This is a genomic window from Marasmitruncus massiliensis, from assembly GCF_900186535.1.
Classification (GTDB): domain Bacteria; phylum Bacillota; class Clostridia; order Oscillospirales; family Ruminococcaceae; genus Anaerotruncus; species Anaerotruncus massiliensis_A.
On sequence record NZ_FYDE01000005.1, the window covers coordinates 399,929 to 418,323 of the forward strand.

The 18,395-nt window shown below is 49.6% G+C and carries 18 protein-coding genes; 7 read left to right on the plus strand and 11 right to left on the minus strand.

Annotated elements, in window-relative coordinates:
- Nucleotides 1-17 precede the first annotated feature (17 nt).
- Both C1A10_RS09920 and C1A10_RS09925 read right to left on the minus strand, forming a co-directional pair.
- Entirely contained in the window at nucleotides 18-527 is a 510-nt protein-coding gene (locus tag C1A10_RS09920; protein ID WP_101910112.1) for a tripartite tricarboxylate transporter TctB family protein, read from the minus strand.
- A gap of 19 nt (nucleotides 528-546) precedes the next feature.
- A complete protein-coding gene (locus C1A10_RS09925) occupies nucleotides 547-1,308 on the minus strand; it encodes a GntR family transcriptional regulator (RefSeq protein WP_101910113.1) in 762 nt (253 codons plus the stop codon).
- A 406-nt stretch (nucleotides 1,309-1,714) separates the two neighbouring features.
- On the opposite strand from C1A10_RS09925, the gene C1A10_RS18485 reads away from it, so the two are divergent.
- The gene (locus C1A10_RS18485; protein WP_180951083.1) at nucleotides 1,715-1,858 is read left to right on the plus strand and encodes a hypothetical protein; all 144 of its coding nucleotides are present in this window, start codon (nucleotides 1,715-1,717) and stop codon (nucleotides 1,856-1,858) included.
- Between the two features lie 99 nt (nucleotides 1,859-1,957).
- Here C1A10_RS18485 and C1A10_RS09930 read toward each other — a convergent pair whose 3' ends face one another.
- On the minus strand, nucleotides 1,958-3,172 hold the full coding sequence (locus C1A10_RS09930) for a PucR family transcriptional regulator (protein WP_101910114.1): 1,215 nt from the start codon (nucleotides 3,170-3,172) through the stop codon (nucleotides 1,958-1,960).
- A gap of 285 nt (nucleotides 3,173-3,457) precedes the next feature.
- Here C1A10_RS09930 and C1A10_RS09935 point away from each other — a divergent pair, with 285 nt between their 5' ends.
- From C1A10_RS09935 to C1A10_RS09950, 4 genes are all read left to right on the plus strand, one after another.
- Nucleotides 3,458-4,792 (plus strand): GntP family permease, encoded by a 1,335-nt coding sequence (locus C1A10_RS09935; RefSeq protein ID WP_101910115.1) that lies wholly within the window; start codon nucleotides 3,458-3,460, stop codon nucleotides 4,790-4,792.
- An 82-nt stretch (nucleotides 4,793-4,874) separates the two neighbouring features.
- Nucleotides 4,875-5,888, plus strand: a complete 1,014-nt coding sequence (locus tag C1A10_RS09940) for a phosphotransferase (protein WP_180951084.1) — start codon at nucleotides 4,875-4,877, stop codon at nucleotides 5,886-5,888.
- A gap of 57 nt (nucleotides 5,889-5,945) precedes the next feature.
- Complete coding sequence (eno, locus tag C1A10_RS09945) at nucleotides 5,946-7,247, plus strand: phosphopyruvate hydratase (protein ID WP_101910117.1); 1,302 nt, start codon at nucleotides 5,946-5,948, stop codon at nucleotides 7,245-7,247.
- A 38-nt stretch (nucleotides 7,248-7,285) separates the two neighbouring features.
- On the plus strand, nucleotides 7,286-8,524 hold the full coding sequence (locus tag C1A10_RS09950) for a uroporphyrinogen decarboxylase family protein (RefSeq protein WP_242968906.1): 1,239 nt from the start codon (nucleotides 7,286-7,288) through the stop codon (nucleotides 8,522-8,524).
- Between the two features lie 52 nt (nucleotides 8,525-8,576).
- Here the strand turns inward: C1A10_RS09950 and C1A10_RS09955 are convergent, their stop codons facing one another.
- The 7 genes from C1A10_RS09955 to C1A10_RS09985 all read right to left on the minus strand — a co-directional run bounded on the left by C1A10_RS09955 (nucleotide 8,577) and on the right by C1A10_RS09985 (nucleotide 16,317).
- Nucleotides 8,577-9,260: a GntR family transcriptional regulator gene (locus C1A10_RS09955; RefSeq protein WP_101910118.1), complete on the minus strand. Its 684-nt coding sequence runs from the start codon at nucleotides 9,258-9,260 to the stop codon at nucleotides 8,577-8,579.
- A gap of 112 nt (nucleotides 9,261-9,372) precedes the next feature.
- Nucleotides 9,373-10,989 carry a mannitol dehydrogenase family protein gene (locus C1A10_RS09960; protein ID WP_101910119.1) on the minus strand — a complete coding sequence of 539 codons (1,617 nt, stop codon included), beginning with the start codon at nucleotides 10,987-10,989 and terminating at the stop codon, nucleotides 9,373-9,375.
- Between the two features lie 43 nt (nucleotides 10,990-11,032).
- Nucleotides 11,033-12,115 (minus strand): mannonate dehydratase, encoded by a 1,083-nt coding sequence (uxuA, locus tag C1A10_RS09965; protein WP_101910120.1) that lies wholly within the window; start codon nucleotides 12,113-12,115, stop codon nucleotides 11,033-11,035.
- A 103-nt stretch (nucleotides 12,116-12,218) separates the two neighbouring features.
- On the minus strand, nucleotides 12,219-13,499 hold the full coding sequence (locus C1A10_RS09970; protein WP_101910121.1) for a TRAP transporter large permease: 1,281 nt from the start codon (nucleotides 13,497-13,499) through the stop codon (nucleotides 12,219-12,221).
- On the minus strand, nucleotides 13,499-13,981 hold the full coding sequence (locus C1A10_RS09975) for a TRAP transporter small permease (RefSeq protein WP_101910122.1): 483 nt from the start codon (nucleotides 13,979-13,981) through the stop codon (nucleotides 13,499-13,501). Before C1A10_RS09975 ends, C1A10_RS09970 begins: the two co-directional genes overlap by 1 nt.
- A 137-nt stretch (nucleotides 13,982-14,118) precedes the next feature.
- The gene (locus tag C1A10_RS09980) at nucleotides 14,119-15,162 is read right to left on the minus strand and encodes a C4-dicarboxylate TRAP transporter substrate-binding protein (RefSeq protein WP_101910123.1); all 1,044 of its coding nucleotides are present in this window, start codon (nucleotides 15,160-15,162) and stop codon (nucleotides 14,119-14,121) included.
- An 81-nt stretch (nucleotides 15,163-15,243) separates the two neighbouring features.
- Nucleotides 15,244-16,317 (minus strand): type I phosphomannose isomerase catalytic subunit, encoded by a 1,074-nt coding sequence (locus C1A10_RS09985; RefSeq protein ID WP_101910124.1) that lies wholly within the window; start codon nucleotides 16,315-16,317, stop codon nucleotides 15,244-15,246.
- 329 nt (nucleotides 16,318-16,646) lie between these two features.
- Between C1A10_RS09985 and C1A10_RS09990 the strand changes: the two genes are divergently transcribed.
- A complete protein-coding gene (locus C1A10_RS09990; protein WP_101910125.1) occupies nucleotides 16,647-17,123 on the plus strand; it encodes a VOC family protein in 477 nt (158 codons plus the stop codon).
- A 163-nt stretch (nucleotides 17,124-17,286) separates the two neighbouring features.
- Nucleotides 17,287-18,000: a glycerol-3-phosphate 1-O-acyltransferase PlsY gene (plsY, locus tag C1A10_RS09995; RefSeq protein WP_101910126.1), complete on the plus strand. Its 714-nt coding sequence runs from the start codon at nucleotides 17,287-17,289 to the stop codon at nucleotides 17,998-18,000.
- A 41-nt stretch (nucleotides 18,001-18,041) separates the two neighbouring features.
- Here the strand turns inward: plsY and C1A10_RS10000 are convergent, their stop codons facing one another.
- Nucleotides 18,042-18,395, minus strand: coding sequence for a DUF1667 domain-containing protein (locus tag C1A10_RS10000; protein ID WP_101910127.1), 354 nt, complete (start codon nucleotides 18,393-18,395; stop codon nucleotides 18,042-18,044).

Consider the following 18,395-nt stretch of genomic DNA (forward strand, 5'->3'; position numbering starts at 1 on the left):
TTTACATCTTAAAATTTTTAAGGTAATTGCACACTTAAACCATATGTAAATATAATTTTCAGTACAACCACCAGAATAACAGAATAAATTGCGGAACGGAGAAGCATTTTCCCTAACGCTTTCCCCTTATATTCTTTTAGGGATTTATTGTCTTCTTTTACTGTATACAGGGTGCAAAGAAGGAAAATGGCCAAAAAGGTGGAAACAATAAATCCGATGATGGGCAAAACCAAGGTATAAAGAATTAAGACGATGGCTGAAATAAGGATCGTGCTGTTCATCTGAAAAGAAAAACCGGTTACTGCTGCATCTTTGTTAAAATTGATCGATTTTCCGATTAATACCAAAGATACAATCCCTAGAATGATTGCCAGCAGATGGATATACACATCAGCACGTGCAAAATATCCTCCCATTGTGACGGCGGGCATATTGGTAACAATTTTGTCACTGAACAGCAGGAAAAAACTCAACGCCAACATCATGATTCCAAGAATAAAATCGTTCATTGTTTTAATCAGTTTCATAAGGCTTTTCCTCGCTTTCTCAAATCCCGTTTGATTCCTGCTGATAAAGCTTTACCACATTTTCAATACGTTGGCGCGCTTGAGCACCGACATCTAAATCCATTCGCGGACGCATAATGTGTTCATGAACCGCGGCGGTAAGCTTTGAAAGATTCTGTTCCCGCACCGCCTCGAGAATAAGATGATGCTCGTCATTATCGAGCTGCAGATGCTTACGCGAAAGCGGGTGTTTATTTTCATCCAGAAATGCAAAGTAACTGTATCGGTTGGCTCTTAAACTGGTATAAAACGAAATAAATGCCTGATTGTCCACCGTTTCCATATAGTGGCGATGGAAGTAAAAGTCCAGTTTCAGCCATTTGTCGTAATCAAGTTCCGGAGCATCCAGGACTGCGCGCATCTGTTTAATATTTTCTTCCATGATGGTAACTAATTCAGGATGCTGCTGACTGTAACTGATAATAGTCGGAATCGCAAACAATTCACACATCATACGGATTTCCATATTATCCTGGTATTCATGATAGCTGATCCGTTTTACAATCATGCTTTTGCGGGGAATTGCTTCCACATAGCCCTCGGCAATCAAACGATTCAGAGCTTCTTTAATTGGTGTCTGGCTGATTTTCAGCTCTTCAGCGATTTCCCTGACAATCAGCTTCTGGCCCGGGGCAAGGGCTCCGGTATGAATTTTGTCGCGGATTTTGTTTGTTACAACATCAACAAGCCCAGTATTCACAATAAGTTCTTCAATACCTTCTACTTTGTATGCATCCTTCATCTTTTCAACCTCAAGCTCTTTGGTTTTTCAATCTTTAATTTTCAATTGAAAATCAAAACTTATGACTTGATTATAAAGGCGATTTGAAATATTGCAATAGTTTCTTTCTAATTTCCTCTGTTTTTCTATATAGTTCATTTAATTTTCACAAATATATACCCCCTTCGATTGGTTATAATTTTGAATCGATAGGTCAAAATAGACAAAAATATAACAATCTGCGAAAATGAGGTCATAGCTGTATCAGAACACCATAAAGCCGAAACTATCTCTTACAAAAATCTTATCGATTGATGGGACAAGCTGTTATAAAAGGTCTCGCACAAAACTGAACAGGTCCAATAAAAACCGATAGTGACAGACACCCCCTGATGTAGTTGTTTTTCTACATCAGGGGGTGTCTGCAATGACGCAGCTCGGCATCATAACACATAGCTATCGCAGCGATCCGGAATTCACCGGCGTGTGGATTGCGATTTCTTCCATAATCGGCGTTGTCACAATTCGATTTTTTATGTGGATGCCGCAGAATGTTTTTATTTACAACTGAAGCACTCGTTTCTTGCCAGGGGTCTGACTTTCAGCCAGACCTTACTTTTAGGAGTCCGAAATGAACCCGGAGTTGACGGGTTTTCATCTTTCCGGGGGGCTACTCCTTATTTTCGTTCTTTTGTTTTACATAAACGGCCAGCATCTTTAGAAGGAATGCATCTTTAAAGTCGGCTGTGGGATCAAGGCCGGTCAGATTTTTTAATTTTGCCAGTCTGGCGCTGATTGTATTCCGGTGCAGCTGTGTCCGGGCTGAGGCCGCTGAAAGATTCATGCAGCTGTCGACAAACGCCTCACAGCAGCTGATTAATTCCATGGGCAATGAGCCGTCCTTACGGAGCAGCTTCCGCAGCGCCGGTTCCAACAGCTTATTTACGATTTGTGATTGCAGGTGGCGGCATACGGTTTCAAACAGCAGCGTATCCAGACTGTAAAACGGGGACGGCTTCCCTGCCTGCCGGCCTGCTTCGATCGTCTCCTCCGCCTCATGCCAGCTTTTCGCAGTTAAGCGTACCCCCGGGTAGAGGTTGCCGTAGGCAATGGAAAACGAAAACGCTGAAAAGTGGTTCAGCGTGTCGGCAAAATCACGGCAAACCACATCAAGTGCGAGATAGCTGCGGGAAAGGTCCTCTGTGGGCAAAAAAGACTTGATGATGAGAATCGTGTTCCGATCCGCCATATAAACGAGGTCTTGGGTGCTAAGATAGCGGTTGTGGCGGATACGGTTCACAACTTCTTCCCGGAGCTGTTCAATTGACGACTGGTATCCCAGGTTGAGGCTGATATTGAAATAACTGGTTTTGTGGTAGTGCAGCCGGATACAAATAACGGTGCGAAGCAGACTGGGCTCCAATTCATGACGATACATCAGTGGCAGCAGGACATCCATATCAATCGTCTGTGCCAGCATAAGTGCCGCAATTTGATCGATTGTGTCTAATGGAGTGGCTGACTGCTCTTTTGTGTAGGACTGATAGTCCAGCGCAGTTTCCAATGCCGTTTGCAGGGTATTTCCCAACTGTGCGGCCAAGGGCACAGGCGCATGCACAATAACGGCGCCCCAGAGCTGGCCGTTTTCAAGGATAGGTGTGCCAAAGGTAACAAAGTTTGCCGCCTCGTCCACGCCGGTAAATCTCCCGTTGTCGATGGTAGCCTGCCGGCGGATGCCGATGATATATTCCGCTGTACGCCCCACTGTCCCGACACGTTCCTCCTCTGTTGCGGCAAGTATGCGGGTGCTTGCATCGGTAATGTAAATGCGTGCCGAACCAGCACGGTATTTTTCCAGCAGCTGGTTGAGAAATTGAACATCCATCCTATTCCGCCATCCTTTTCCACGACTTTTAATATGTAGATTTTGCACTTATTTTTGCTTTAATTATAGATGATACAGGCAAAAAGCACAATTATTTTTTTAATTTCCCATATCGGGAAATAATTATGTGCATTTCGCACCGATTTATTTTCTTCTTATCAAATAAATAACATATATTATACATAAATTCAATTGATTTTTAAATTTTTTATGTGTATATTATACATGTCGACAATGTGGCCATATTGAAAGTGATTTACGTGTGATGGAAAAGGAGGCTTATTCATGTATTCGGTATTCCTGTTGATACTCAGTGTTGTGATCCTGATGGTGCTGATCTCTAAAATGCATCTGCATGCATTTCTCTCGCTGCTGTTGGTTTCCCTCCTGCTGGGTGTTGCCAGCGGCCTTCCGCTGGGGGACGTCGCTAATCTGGTCGCCGCGGGCTTCGGCGGCACGATGCAGAATATCGGCATCGTGATTGTTTGCGGCGTCATAGTGGGCGAAGTTCTGGAAGCCACTGGCGGAGCGCAGAAAATTGCAGATTCCATTTTAAAACTGGTGGGAATTAAACGAGCCACCCTTGCGACCGCCCTGACCGGCGGCGTCGTTTCGATCCCCACTTTTTGCGATTCCGGATTTGTTATTCTGAATCCTGTAATCAAGGCACTGTCGCGTACCGGAAAAATTCCCTACATGTGTCTCGTAACCGCGCTGATGTGTGGCTTGCTGACCACTCACTCGCTGGTTCCGCCTACTCCGGGGCCCATCGCCGCCGCCGGAATTCTTGGCGCGGACGTCGGAAAGGTGATGGTTTACGGCTTAATCGTTTCAGTCCCTGTTATTCTGATTACGCTTCTGTGGTGCAATTCCAAATACCTCAAGAACAAATATCCTGAAATAGCGCCTAACGACGACGATGATCTTCTTGCGAATAAAAAATTCCAGGAGGTTGTTGCGCACGCGCCATCCACATTTATGTCTTATCTGCCGATTGTGGTCCCCATTATCCTGATTGTGACGCGCTCATTTGTAGGCCAGTACGCCAATCAGGAGACGGCTGTCGCCCAGTTTGTCAACTTTATCGGGACGCCTTATATCGCGCTGCTGCTTGGTACCCTGCTGAGCTTCCTGCTGCCAAGCAAGCTGACTGCCGAGGTGACCGATACATGGGTCACCCGCGCGCTGAAAAACAGCTGTGAAATCCTGCTGATCACCGGCATCGCCGGCAGTTATGGAAAAGTTCTGCAGAATATGGGCGTGGGCGACGTTTTAGCCGGAATTATCTCGAATACAGGGCTGCCCAGCGTTCTTCTTCCGTTTATGATTTCCGCCATTGTACTGATTGCGCAGGGCTCCGCTACCGTCGCGTTGACGACTACCGCCGGTATTGTGCTGCCGCTGCTTCCTTCACTGGGAATCTCGCCGGAGCTTGCCGTTATCGCAATCGCGGGCGGCTCATTCTGTGGAGTGCTTCCAATGGGCAGTTATTTCTGGTGCGTTACAAAGCTGGCCGGGTATGACATTAAAAAAGGATATGTGGCCGTAACCGCTACCACCTTTATTATGGGCGGTGCAGCTTTGATTTCCATTCTGCTGCTTTCTCTATTTGTACATTAGACGGTTTCATGCATCGGCGGGACGGCATCCCGCCGATGGTTCGACCATGCACATAGCCATTCAAACCAAAAGGAGCCTGTTTATGATTGATATTGCAAACCAAGAGGTACTGGAAAATTACATGCTGGACCGCGAACTGACCGGCCCCGGCGACGGACATTCGATCCATTACTGTAAAGGGGGTGTTTCCGGAACAGTTGTATTCATTGAACGCCCGGGAAAGACCCCGCTCATTATTAAACAAGCTCTGGCGCAATTGAAAGTTGCTGAGACTTGGACGTGTGATCCCAACCGCATGGGGATCGAATATGACAGTAACAAGATTTATCATGAGCTCATGCCGGAAAATGCCCCGGAAGTATATTTCTATGATCAGGAAAACTACATCTACGGACGTGAGGCCGTACCAGACAACTGTGAAATGTGGAAAGCGGACTTGATGAGCGGCCTTCTTGATTTCGAAGTGGCGCGCAAATCCATCGAGACACTGGTTGTCGTGCATAACAAATGTGCGCGGAATACGCAAGTGGCGGAACGCTTTGCGGACAAATCCATCTTCTACGGCCTGCGCATCAGCCCATACATCGAGTTCATTATGCACAAACACCCACAGCTGAAAAGTGCCGCCGATCAGGTGATCCATGAGCTGATGGAAAGCAGCATTACCCTGGTTCATGGCGATTACAGCCCGAAAAATATTATGGTTGTGGGGCGCGGCATCAGCGTGCTGGATTATGAAGTGGCTCATTACGGCCATCCTGCTTTTGACCTTGCCTTTTTCTCCAATCATTTCATTTTGAAGTCCATCAAATTTCCTGAACTTGCCGGCGCTTTCTTAAATATGCTGCGCTATATGACAGATTTTTATCTGGACCATATGGACTTTATGGATAAAAAGAAATTTGAGGACTGCACAATCCGAACACTGGCACTGCTTATGATTGCCCGCGTGGATGGAAAGTCGCCCGTGGAATATCTGGTGGGAGATCCGGAAAAGCAGCAGATGGTACGTGATATCGCGTTTGACCTGCTGGATCAGAAGGCGGATTCTTTTTCAAAGGCGATTCCCATCATTGCATCCCATCGGCGGGCGTAATGTTTTCCTGCTGCAAGATTTGTTATTGATTTAAAAGCATAGGGAGGTTTTCAAACAATGAACGATTATGAGATTGTCAAAGTACAGGCGCGGCAGGTTTTTGACAGCCGGGCCAACCCGACCGTCGAAGTGGATGTCACACTTGCCTGTGGCGCCGTAGGACGGGGCACTGTGCCGAGCGGTGCTTCTACCGGCATTTATGAGGCATTGGAACTGCGTGACGGGGGAAAGGAGCTGGGAGGCAAAAGCGTACGCAAGGCCATCAAAAATATTGAAACCGAGCTGGCTCCCGCCCTGCTGAACCGCAACGCGCTGCACCAGGCGGAACTTGATCAGATGATGATTGCCTTGGACGGAACGCCCAATAAAAGCCGCCTTGGCGCAAACGCAATACTGGGATGCTCCATGGCCGTGGCCCATGCGGCTGCCAACGCGAAAGAAGAGCCGCTGTTCCGCTATCTGGGCGGGGCAAATGCAAAAACAATCCCTGTCCCGATGATTCAAATCATCGGAGGCGGCGCCCATGCGGTCGGTTCCATTGATATTCAGGATTTTCTGGTTATCCCGCTTCGGTTCAAAAGTTTTGAAGAGGGCTTTGCAGCCGTAGTCAATGTTTACAACGCTGCAAAAAAAGTCTTCACAAAGACAGGCCGGCCGCTGGCAATCGCGGATGAAGGCGGCTTCTGGCCTACAAATTTCACTTCAAACGAAGAAGGTCTTGCCCTGCTGACAGAAAGTATTCGTCTTGCAGGTTATGAACCGGGTGTCGATATAGGCATCGCGCTCGATATTGCATCGAGTGAGTTTTATGATAAAGACAAAGGAACCTACAAGCTCAGTCTGGAAAATCTGGAGCTGACCAGCGCCGAATTCGTGGACCTGCTGTGCGGCTGGGTGGAAAAATATCCGATTATCTCCATTGAAGACGGCTGCAGTGAGCTGGATTGGGAAGGCTCCGTGCTTCTTACCCAGAAATTAGGCAGGAAAATCCAGCTGATCGGGGATGACCTGTTTACCACCAATATTCAGCGTATCCGCACCGGCGTGGAGCGCGGCGCGTGCAATTCCGTCCTGATTAAAATGAACCAAATCGGGACCATCACAGAGACGCTGGACGCGATTGAGTACACCAAAAACAGCGGATACCTGCCTGTCATCAGTGCCCGCAGCGGGGAGACCGAAGATTCCACGATCGTACATCTTGCAATCGCCACCAATGCGGGCCAGCTGAAAGTCGGCTCAGTAGCACGCAGCGAACGCACTGTGAAGTGGAACGAGGCCATCCGTATGGAGGAACTGCTGGGTGACGAGGGCGTTTATCTCGGCGGGGATATTTTTAACCGGGTCATTAAATCATAATTACATGCAAAAAAGATGCGCAGGATTGCGCCTCTTTTTTGCATTTATGGTATAATAACCGCAAAGCGGCTATTATACCGGATTATGGCCAGGGCGATGCGTTCGCAAAGCTCGCTCCCGCCCCAATGGCCAATTATACCATATCTACAGCGTGGATATGGTATAATAACAATCATAAAACTGCTGCAGAAATACAAGTGGAAATGGGGGATTTTGTGCGGATACCGGAAATGACCAGCACCGAGCGTGTGATGGCAGCGATCAATGGGACTCCTTTTGACGTTTATCCGGCGATCAGCGTCACGTCTGTCGCCACAATTGATGGAATGAACCAAAGCGGGGCCTATTTCCCTTCTGCTCATACAAACGGCGCCGAAATGGCGGACCTGGCAGCTGTCGGTCACGATGAATACGGCTTTGATTCCGCAGCGCCCTATTTTTCAATCCACCTGGAGGCGGCGGCGCTGGGCGCGGATGTGGATTGGAGCGATCGTTTCGGCACACCGAGCGTAAGGGGAATCCTGCTGAGCAATCTGGACCAGCTCGACATTCCTCAGGACTTTCTGTCCCGCCCCCTGCCAATGCAGCTGCTGCGTGCCTTACGCATTCTGCATAAACGGTACAAAGGCGAAGTCCCTGTCATTGGAAAAGTGGTCGGGCCATGGACATTGGCATACCATCTGCGCGGTGTGGAAAACCTGCTGCTGGACACCATTCTGGAGCCTCAGAAAACAAGCAGCGCCATTGCCGCGCTGGCCGAAATATCCGTTCAATTTGCACAGGCACAATTTGAAGCGGGGGCGGATATTGTCGTATGGGCGGACCATGTCACTTCCGACCTCGTAAGCGCTCAGATTTATCGGGAGATTGTCTTCCCGGTCCATTGTATGGCAACCCGCAAGCTGGCTCCGTTGGGGCCTCTGATCCTGCATGTATGCGGAAATGTGGAGGACCGGTTTGATTTATTCGCCCAGGCGGGATTTACCTGCTTTCATATGGATTCGCGCAACAATATTCCCGCCATTGTACAGGCGGCCGGCAGGCGGATTCGTTTGGCAGGCTGCATCAACAATCCGTTCACATTGTCGCAGGGGACGCCCGGAGGTGTTCAGCGTGAGGTTGAGTATAATATGGCCTGCGGTATATCGCTGATTGCCCCTGAATGCGCTATTCCCACCAGTGTTCCGACTGCCAATCTCAAAGAGCTTGTCCGGACAGCGCATAGCCACCGGTTTGGCGGCGCGCCCAATATGCGGCCAACGCAAAAATCATCCTGAAAGCCCGCCCGGGTCAGCCAATGTACGGCCGACCCGGGCGGGCTTAAACTATTTAGATCATCTCTTTAAAGTATTCAGGATGGTCCCGCAGGATGGCCTGTTTATCCACTTTGTAGCGGGAAAGATGCAGTTCCATGTTCGCCATGGCCGCCTGTTCGTTCCCTGCGGCAATTGCTTCCAGCACGGCCCGATGATCGGCGACCGTCTTATTGTCCCTCAGGCTGGCAAGGCTCATGCGGCGCACCCGGTCAAAATGGATGGTGAAGGAATTCATCATGGCATAGGTCTGCTGCTTTTCGCAGATGGTAAACAGCGACCGGTGGAATTCATCATCCAGCTTCATCATCATGGATTCATCCGGATTTTCCAGATAAAACTCCTGCAGCTTCACACACCGCTCAAGCGCGTTGATCTCTTTCGGCTTTGCCATGGAACATGCAAGCTGTACGATTGCTTTTTCCAGCACAAGACGGGTGAAGCTGGCTTCTTCGACCATGCTGTAGTCTACCAAAGCGATCCGGCTGCCCTTTTGAGGGTAAATCTCTACAATCCTGCTTTTAGAAAGCTCAAACAGTGCTTCCCGCACGGGGGTACGGGACAGGCCCAACTGAGCTGCCAACTCGCTCTCGCTTACCATGCTGCCGGGTGCAAGTTCCAGCCAGATGATATTCTGTTTTATGATGCGCAGCGCATAATCCCGTCCGTTTTCACGAGGTTCTCTCTCGGTAACTATCATGCAGAAATACTCGCTTTCTTTTTCAGGTGATCTTAAATAATTCCATTATTTTTCCTTAGTATAGCAGAAATTCAGCTGTTTTTCATCAGGATCAGCTAAGAAAAAACAAAAATCAGGCCAAATATTTTTGCAGAGTTGCACGCACCGCGCCCGGACCTTTTAATTCTTCCACAAACATTGCTTCAATTTTATCACTCAATCCGGCTTTTACCAGATCCGTGCCGAAAATGACGTCGTTGCGCAGAATCTCTTTCAGCTGGCCGTGATAAGTTTCCGGTTTACCGACGACGATGTCTTTCAGCTTCGCCTGCAATTCATCCTTCATGGGATCGCTGCTCACTTCCATGGGCTCGCCTCTGTCATCTACTGCCAGCAGATAGCGCAGCCAGCCTGCCAGTGCCAGCGGTACGCTGACCAATTGGTTCAGGTCCTTGCCGGCGGCAATATAACTCTTAATGGTCTCGCCGAAGCGGATGCCAACCTTCTGGCTGGTATCGGTAGCGATGCGCTGGGGCGCATCCGGCATAAAGGGATTGGGCAGACGCTGTTCCACAACTTCATCAATGAAGGCCTTTGGTTGGAGAATCTTGGGATCTACCACCACGGGCAGCCCTTCCACATAGCCCAAACGTTTGATGAGGGCAACGATATCCCTGTCTTTCATTTCGTCGCAGATCAGCGTATAGCCAAGCATGCAGCCGTATACGCTCATGGCGGTATGCAGCGGATTCAGGCAGGTCGTGACCTTCATCTTTTCCGTATTATTTACGGTGTCGCGATCGGTCATGAAGACGCCTGCTTTTTCCAGGGCCGGCCGGCCGTTGGGGAACTGATCCTCTACCACGAGGTACTGCGGCCGCTCCGCGTTGACAAAGGGCGCAATAAAGGTATTCTTGCTGGTAACAATGGGAGTCATGCCGGATATGCCGGCCGCCGCCAGACTTTCTTCCACCATCTTATGGGGGCGGGGGGTGATCTTGTCGATCATGCTCCACGGGAAAGAAACCTGTTTTTCGTCCTCCAGATAGGCTACAAAACCGGCTTCCACAAAGCCGTTCCTTTCCCATGCTTTTGCGACGGTCAGCACGCTGTTGCGCAGTTTTTCACCGTTATGGCTGCAGTTGTCCATGCTGACCAGTGCAAGCGGCGCCTTATTGGCTTTATAACGATCGTATACCAGCGCGGTAATCATGCTCATGGCATGCCGCGCTTTATCGGGGCCTTCCTGCATGTCGGCAGCAACTACCGGCATCAGCTCGCCGGCCATATTGGCCAGAGCATACCCTTTTTCGGTGATCGTAAAGCTGACCATCTGCAGCTTTGGGTTCGTAAAAATCTCCTTCAGGCGGGCCATTTGACCCGCGTCGGAGCTATCGGCCCGCAGACCCTCGGCGATGCTTGCCACGATCTCCCGGCTGGTGGTGCCGTCCGGGTTCAGGGTGACGTTCAGCGTCATGTTATCGTAAGGGAGGTAAATTCGATCAATGATGTCGTAATCAAATGTTTCGGCGGCAATGATACCGCTGGCGGCAATGCCATTGTTCAAAAGCTCCTGCTGAAGACGGGCAATAAAGCCCCGGAAGATATTTCCGGCGCCGAAATGAACCCACACAGGATGCTCTTTCGTGGCGGACTTCATCTTGTCCCAGTCAAACTTTGGCAAAGTCACGCCGGCATCTGCCCAGGCTTGAGCATTGTTTTTAACGGACAGCGCGTTCAGTTCCAGCATACAATCCACTCACTTTCTTGCTTTTATAAATTTAGAAAAGAAATCACGCTTTGCAGTTTTTCACGATGGCTTCCCATAAGCCGTTCAGGTAGGTGGCACCCAACGCGCGGTCGTACAGGCCATAGCCGGGACGGCCAACCTCGTCCCAGATCATACGCCCGTGGTCGGGACGCACATAGGTATCGGGGCAGGTTTCGTAGATGGCTTTCATGATCTCGTACATATCCAAATCGCCGGTACTGGAGAGATGCGCACTTTCCCTGAAGCAGCGGTCGCTTCCCAGGTGTTTGATGTTGCGCACATGCATCGCGCCGATGCGGTCCATTTCGCCGAAATGACGGATGAGCGCCGGGATGTCATTGTTTACATTGCTGCCTAAAGAGCCGGTGCAGAGGCAAACCGTATTGCAGGGGCTGTCGTGAAGAGCAACGATTTTATCATAGCCGGCCTGATCGTGTGCCAGACGGGGCAGCCCGAAAATCGGCCAGCCCGGATCGTCCGGATGGCAGGCCATTTTTACGCCCACTTCTTCGCATACGGGAATGATGCCGTCCAGAAAATATTTGAAGTTTTCCAGCAGCTTTGCCTGGTCCACACCTTTGTACAGTTCCAGGGTTTTTTCCAGTTCGGAAAGACGATCCGGTTCCCAGCCCGGCAGAGTGAACCCGTTGCTCTGGGATGCGGTGCGTTTCACGATCTCGATCGGGGTGAGATCGCCAAGTTCCTTTTCGTCAAAATACAGACTATTGCTGCCATCTTCGGGGATTTCCCGGGCCAGATCGGTGCGCAGCCAGTCCAGCACCGGCATAAAGTTATAAATGATTACCTTAATACCGTATTTTGCCAGGTTGCGGATTGTGATTTTGTAATTTTCAATGTATTGGTCGCGTGTGGGCAGCCCCAGTTTGATATCCTCGTGAACATTCACGCTTTCAATTACTTCACATTCTAAACCGGCCGCATGTACCTCATCAACGTAGGACTTGATCTCATTTTCTTCCCATACCTCGCCGGCAGCTTTATAGTCCAGCAGACCCATAATGCCGCTCATGCCGGGAATCTGTTTAATTTGTTTCAGGGTAATTGAATCGCTGCCAGATCCATACCAGCGGAATGTCATTTTCATAGTGGGATTCTCCCTTCCAGTATTTTTTTAATAAGGCACAGAAACCGGGACCGGATTCTGCGCCTTAAAAAGCGACGAAGTCTTATCAAGCGCGAAGTTGCGCTTACGCGCCGTAAACCAGATTAGGCAGCCAAAGCACAGCCTGCGGGAACAGCACCATAAACACGACCACCAGAAGTACTGCCAGATAGAACGGCCAGCCGTATTTTACGGTCTCCTCAACCGGACAACCCATGATATCCGAGGTGGTGTATAAGGCAGTGCCCACGGGCGGGGTCATAACGCCAAAAGTAACGCAGGTCATCATGATCATTCCAAAGACGACCGGATCGACGCCAACGCTCTGCATAACGGGAAGCAGGATCGGCGTAAGGATCAGGGCGATTACGGTAGTTTCCATGAACATGCCGCAGAACAGGAGGAAAAGGATGACCAGCACCAGCAGGGCGGTGGGGTTAGAGGTGATGGCAACCAGACCGCCTGCAATTGTGGTGGTCAAATCGTCATACACTACGCCGTAGCCAAAAATACCGGAAAAAGCCAAAATAATGGTAATAACGGTAACATCCTTCACGGAATCCTTCATGGTAACCATAAAGGTTTCCCAGTTCAGCTCACGATAGACCACCACGCCCACAAACAAAGCGTACGCCACAGCGAACGCCCCGGATTCGGAAGGGCTCATAATGCCGAACCGGATCAGTGCGATGAGCATGAAGGGAAAGATCAGCGCCCAGATACTCTCGATAAGCGCCTTCCCGATTTCTTTAAAGCTGGCACGCTTTGCGTGTTCGGGCTTGTAACCGAAGTGCCGGGCAGAAAGGCTGCATGCGACCATCAAAAAGGCGCACATCAGAAATCCGGGGACCCACCCTGCCAAAAACAGACGGCCAATGGATACTTCACCCACAGTACCGTAGATAATCAGCCCCATGCTGGGCGGTATGGTAGCAACGATGAGACCGGATAAACCGTTAATGGCTGCGCTCCAGCCTTTTGCATAACCCAGGCGGTTCATCTCGGGGCCCAAAATGCGTGTTTCCATTGCGGCATCGGCCACAGCGGAACCGGATACGCCGCCCATCAGGGTTGACATGACGCAGGAAACCTGACCCAGATTGCCGTACATATGTCCGGTGCACACGTTTGCCAGCTTCATCAGCCGCTTTGTGATGCCACAGCTGTTCATCAGGTTACCCGCCAAAATAAACAGCGGAATTGCAAGCATCGTGAAGCTTTGGCTTGTGGAGATAGATTTCTGTACTAAAACGCTCATTGGCAGGTCGCGAACAACAAAAAATGTGAAGCCTGAAAGGCCAATCGAAAAGGCCACAGGCATGCCCAAAATCAAAAATACTAAAAAGACTGCAATCGCTATGCCCATTAGTTTGCCCCCCATTCGTTAACAGGTGTTTTGATGGCCTGTACCATACGGATCGCTTGCGAAACAATCATCAGCAGCGCACCGACCGGAACCGACGCGGTAACCCAGGCATAGCTGATCCTCAGTGTGGAGATGCTGCGCTGAATGCCGGTCATGACCATTGTGTAACCATATCGCACCAGTATACATAAAAACGCAAGGATGATGATTTGAAACAGAATGCTTAGCCATTTTTGAATTGTTTGGGGAAAATACTTCACGATAACATCGATTCCAATCAGGCGTGTGTTGCGAATTGCCAAATCACTGCCCAGGAAAATCATCCAGGCAAACGCCACCAAAGCGGCGTCCTGCGCCCAGTTCAGCGGATGCTTAAATGCGCGAAACATGGCAGATATGAAAACCAATGCCGCGATGCCGAAAAGAAGGACGATTGCAAATATCTGCTCAAATTTGCAGAATGTTTGATATATTTTTTTCATCTTCAATATCTCCCATAAGTAGGTTTCGGTTTATTGAATTCGAATAGAAAAAGAAAAGCCTGAACGAGCGGTAACGCCCGTCCAAGCTTTTGTTCCCTTGACTCGGGTTCCGGCAAATTTTGTTTAGGAAAACAAAATCAGGCTTCTTTGCCGATCTCAGCGTAGATCTTCTCGCGCAGCTCGGTCCAACCCATTTTCTCGTAAGCGGCCTTGGCGGCTTCCTTGAAAGCTTCTTTGTCCACTTCCACAATTTCCATACCGTTGTCTACGAGGGTTTTCTCCATCTCCGGCTGCAGGCTCTCTACCTTCTTGGCATTTTCATAAGCGCTGCCATAAGCGTCATTCAGAAGGATTTCCTGATACTCTGCGGGCAGGGAGGAGAACCAAGCTTCACCGGTAATCAGGCAGTTGACCAGATTGATGTGCTCGGTCTTATCCACGTATTTGCAGACCTCATAGATATGGGTGGAAACAGCGCTGGTGTTTTGCACTTCGCAGCCGTCGATGACCTTGGTCTGAATGCTGTTGTACACTTCGCTCCATGCGACAGAGTAAGCGGTAGCCCCCATGCTTTCGATGCTGTTGACCCAGGGATCAGCGCCGGGGGTACGGATGACCTGCCCCTTCAAGTCGGCGGGAGTGGTAGCTTTCTTGTTGGTCATGAAGGAGCGGGCGCCGTCATAAAAGTTAAAGCACAGTACGCGGATACCCTGATCTACCAACTCATCCTGCCAGCCCTGGAAAATGTCGGTATCCATTACTTTGCATGCCTCGTCATAGTTGTCGACCAGATATGCCATGTTGAAAATTCCCATGTCGTAAACATAGTTGCTCATACGGGCGGCATCGGTCAGAACAGCAATGTTCATGCCCTGCAGCGCCTGATCAATCATGTCCTCTTCCGCGCCCAGCTGGCTGGAAGGATAAATGGTGATCTTCACGCCGCCGTTGGTGTCTTCTGCAACCCTGTCAGCAATGGCCTGCAGTCCCTCTACGATAGGAGCGGTCTCAGCCTGGGTAGTGGAAACTTTCAGCTCATAGACCTTATCGGGCGCGGCATCCTTCGCGGAATCTGCGCTCTCCGAGGCGGCGGCAGAAGAACTGCCGGAAGCAGAACCGCCACAAGCGGCCAGGCTTAGTGACATCGTCATTGCCAAAACTAATGCAAGAGTCTTTTTCATGGGTAATAGTGTCCTCCTTATTCATATCTGCAAACGGCATAATGCCGAATACATCATTTAGTATGGTTTGCTGAATCCGGGTCAGTCCAGCGCAGGGGGCAGGCATTCTACCAAGTGGAAACTTTCACCTGCTAATTGGAGGTTTTGTACGCCCGCAGGTACAACCAGATAATCGCCCTGTTTCAGGGAAAGCGTTTCTTCTCCGTTGGAAGCGCTTCCGCTTCCGCTAAGTACGGCGAATGCCGAAAGCCGCTGCGGTCGTTGCAGAATGCATTTCCCTTCCACCAGCAGGCTGCGCATGGAAAACAGCTTTGTGTAACGCGCGTCAATGAGCGATGTTATGGTACAGCAGGGCAAGCTGGTTACTTGCGGCTCTACCTTCCAGCGTTTCCGGGTCTCCTCCAGTGAAAGCCCTTCATAATGGAAGCAGTCCAGCATTTTTTCAAATCCGACGCCCTGGTGGCACTGATTTAAATGGATGTGCAGGCCGCCGGGGGTCACAAGCTCGGTGCGCATGGTGTAATCGGTGGGCTCCTGCACTTCCGCCAGAAAGCATCCCTGTCCGATGGCATGGGGTACGCCGCCGCAGATGAGGTAAGAATCTCCCGGCTTCACCGGGATGCGATGCAGACATTCCAGCATACCGGAAATGTCCTGCTGATCAAACAAGGCCTTCCATCGCTGGCGGGTAATGCCCGGTTTGAAGCCAAAGTAAATGCAGGCGTCTTCGCCGCCCAGAATATACCACGCCTCGGTCTTGCCATAATCCGAATGAAATACCTGTTTTGCATAGTCCTTGTCCGGGTGCACCTGAATGGTAAGCCGTTCGCCGGCATCAATCATCTTAATTAGTATACCCAGAACACTGCCAAATTTTTCAGCATGTGCCGCGCCGAACCAGCCTTCCGGGTCTTCTTCAAACAACGTTTTCAGTTTGGGCTGTCCCGGCAGATTCAGCACCCGGCTCAGTCCTTCCGGGATTTTTTCCCGGCCGGGGTTGCTGGCCATTACCGTAGACGCAATCCAATCCTCGGGAAAGTTGCCGTCGGCTCCAGCGGAGCGGCCACGCCATTCATCAATACGCTTTCCGCCCTTGTATGTACGCCAGACGCGGGTTTCGCCCACCTGCAGCAGCTTGGTTTGCAATTGCTTCAATTTATGGGTCTCCCTTCCAATCTATAGCAGGTTATGAATGAACTATTTCAACTCTATGAACATTCTAAATAATAACACTAGTATACTAGAAAATCAATTATAAGTATCGCTAAATATCTGAATCGAGTTTTGTGCATATTATTTAAAAATTATGAGATTTACAGACCACGTGAAAATGCAGAGAATGGGTTTACAGTTTGCTTCGGGCGGATTTCCTATGAGCTTAAAAATGACATGCTTTGTCGGTTCATTTTTGTTGAAATAGTGGTAAACTGGAGTGGAGAAATCCAAAATAATGCAATCTATTTGAAAAGTGGAGGAGAACTGAGATGAATTATCAATGTACCCTGCTCGCCGTTCGTGATATGGAGCGATCAAAACGCTTTTACTGTGACCTTCTGGGTATGACGGTCACCGCTGATTTCGGAGCAAACGTCACGCTTTCAGACCGCATCGCGCTTCAGACGTTCGACACCTGGAAAAGCTTTATCCAAAGGGAAGAAAATAGTATTACCTTAGGGCATAATTCCACAGAACTATACTTTGAGGAAAGCAATATGGACGGTTTTCTGGCGCGTCTTGCCGAAACACCGGGTATTGAATATGTCCACACACCCCAAGAACATGCATGGGGACAGCGGGTGGTCCGCTTTTATGATCCCGACCGGCACATCATCGAGGTGGGTGAAAATATGGGCATGGTGGTAAAAAGGTTTCTCAACAGCGGCCTTTCGGCCGAGCAGACAGCGAAACGCATGGATGTGCCGGTGGAGTATGTGCAATCGTGCGTTGAGGGACTCTTTTAATCTGCATTCCAGGATGTCAATGAAATTTCTCCGGCTATGGCGGCTTTGTTATTTATAAGACAGCGAAGATTATCGCATACTTTGCGACCATACTATATAATATATAGAAAGGATAAGCCGGTAACATACCCGTACATACAAGATAAAAAAGGATGATGATTTCATGTATCACGCAGGGTTGTTCTGGGTTTCGGTGTTTCTTTCGTCCGCTTTTTCCTATCTGATTGGAAGCATCAGCTTTTCGATTCTGTTTACACGGCTTTTTTACAACAATGTGGATATCCGGACGCTGGGGAGCGGCAATGCGGGCCTGACCAATGTCCTGCGCTCTGTGGGGTGGAAGGCAGGCGTTTTTACATTCCTGTTTGATTTCCTAAAAGGAGCGGTTTCTGTGATTGCGGGCAGGGCGATTTTTCAGTATTATTGCCAGCAGAGCGGCGCACCCGCCTATTTTCAGCAGTACGGCGCGTTAATCGCCGGACTGATGTGCGTGGTCGGACATGTCTATCCGCTTTACTTTCATTTTAAGGGCGGAAAAGGGATTTTATCATCGGCCGCGGTAGTTGTCTTTTATGACTGGCGGCTGTTTGCGATTGTGTTCATCGTATTTGCGGCTGTGTTTATTATTTCAAAAATTGTATCTCTTTCCTCAATCATCGCGGCGTTCAGTTTTCCATTTGTGCACTGCCTGGTTCTTTCTTTCTGGGACTACCGCACCGGCAGATTTCCTTACGGAACACCCCCGATCTCTTATCTGTGGATTACGACGGCTCTGGCGGCAGGGATTTCCGGTCTGCTGATCTATAAGCACAAACCCAATATCAAGCGATTAAAGAACGGAACCGAAAAAAAGTTTACCTTGAAGCGGCAATCATAAAAGAACGGCCTGCATTATGCGGGCCGTTCTTTTATGTCTTTTCACAGGAGTTCTTTTGTCGCGATAATATTTGCCGGTGAACCGCACACGTTGGGGAGAACGACGTCCCCAAGATGTACCGGCAGGGTAACCGAGTGTCCTGCAACCTCGTTCAGGCAGTCGAAAATTTTGCTTTTATCAATCGGTTCGGAAGTCCTGACCGGAAGCGGATGGCGGCAGCCCCTCACCGGCATGAGCGCCGTAACCGTTCTTTTCGGCGCGGTCAATTCCTCCTGCGCGTATTTTTTTCCGACATTGCAGGTATACCCGCTGAGCGAATGGATTTCCCCGTTTTCCAGAACCGCGGAAATACGGCATCCGATCGGGCATCCGATACAAGTGATTTCCTTCACCAT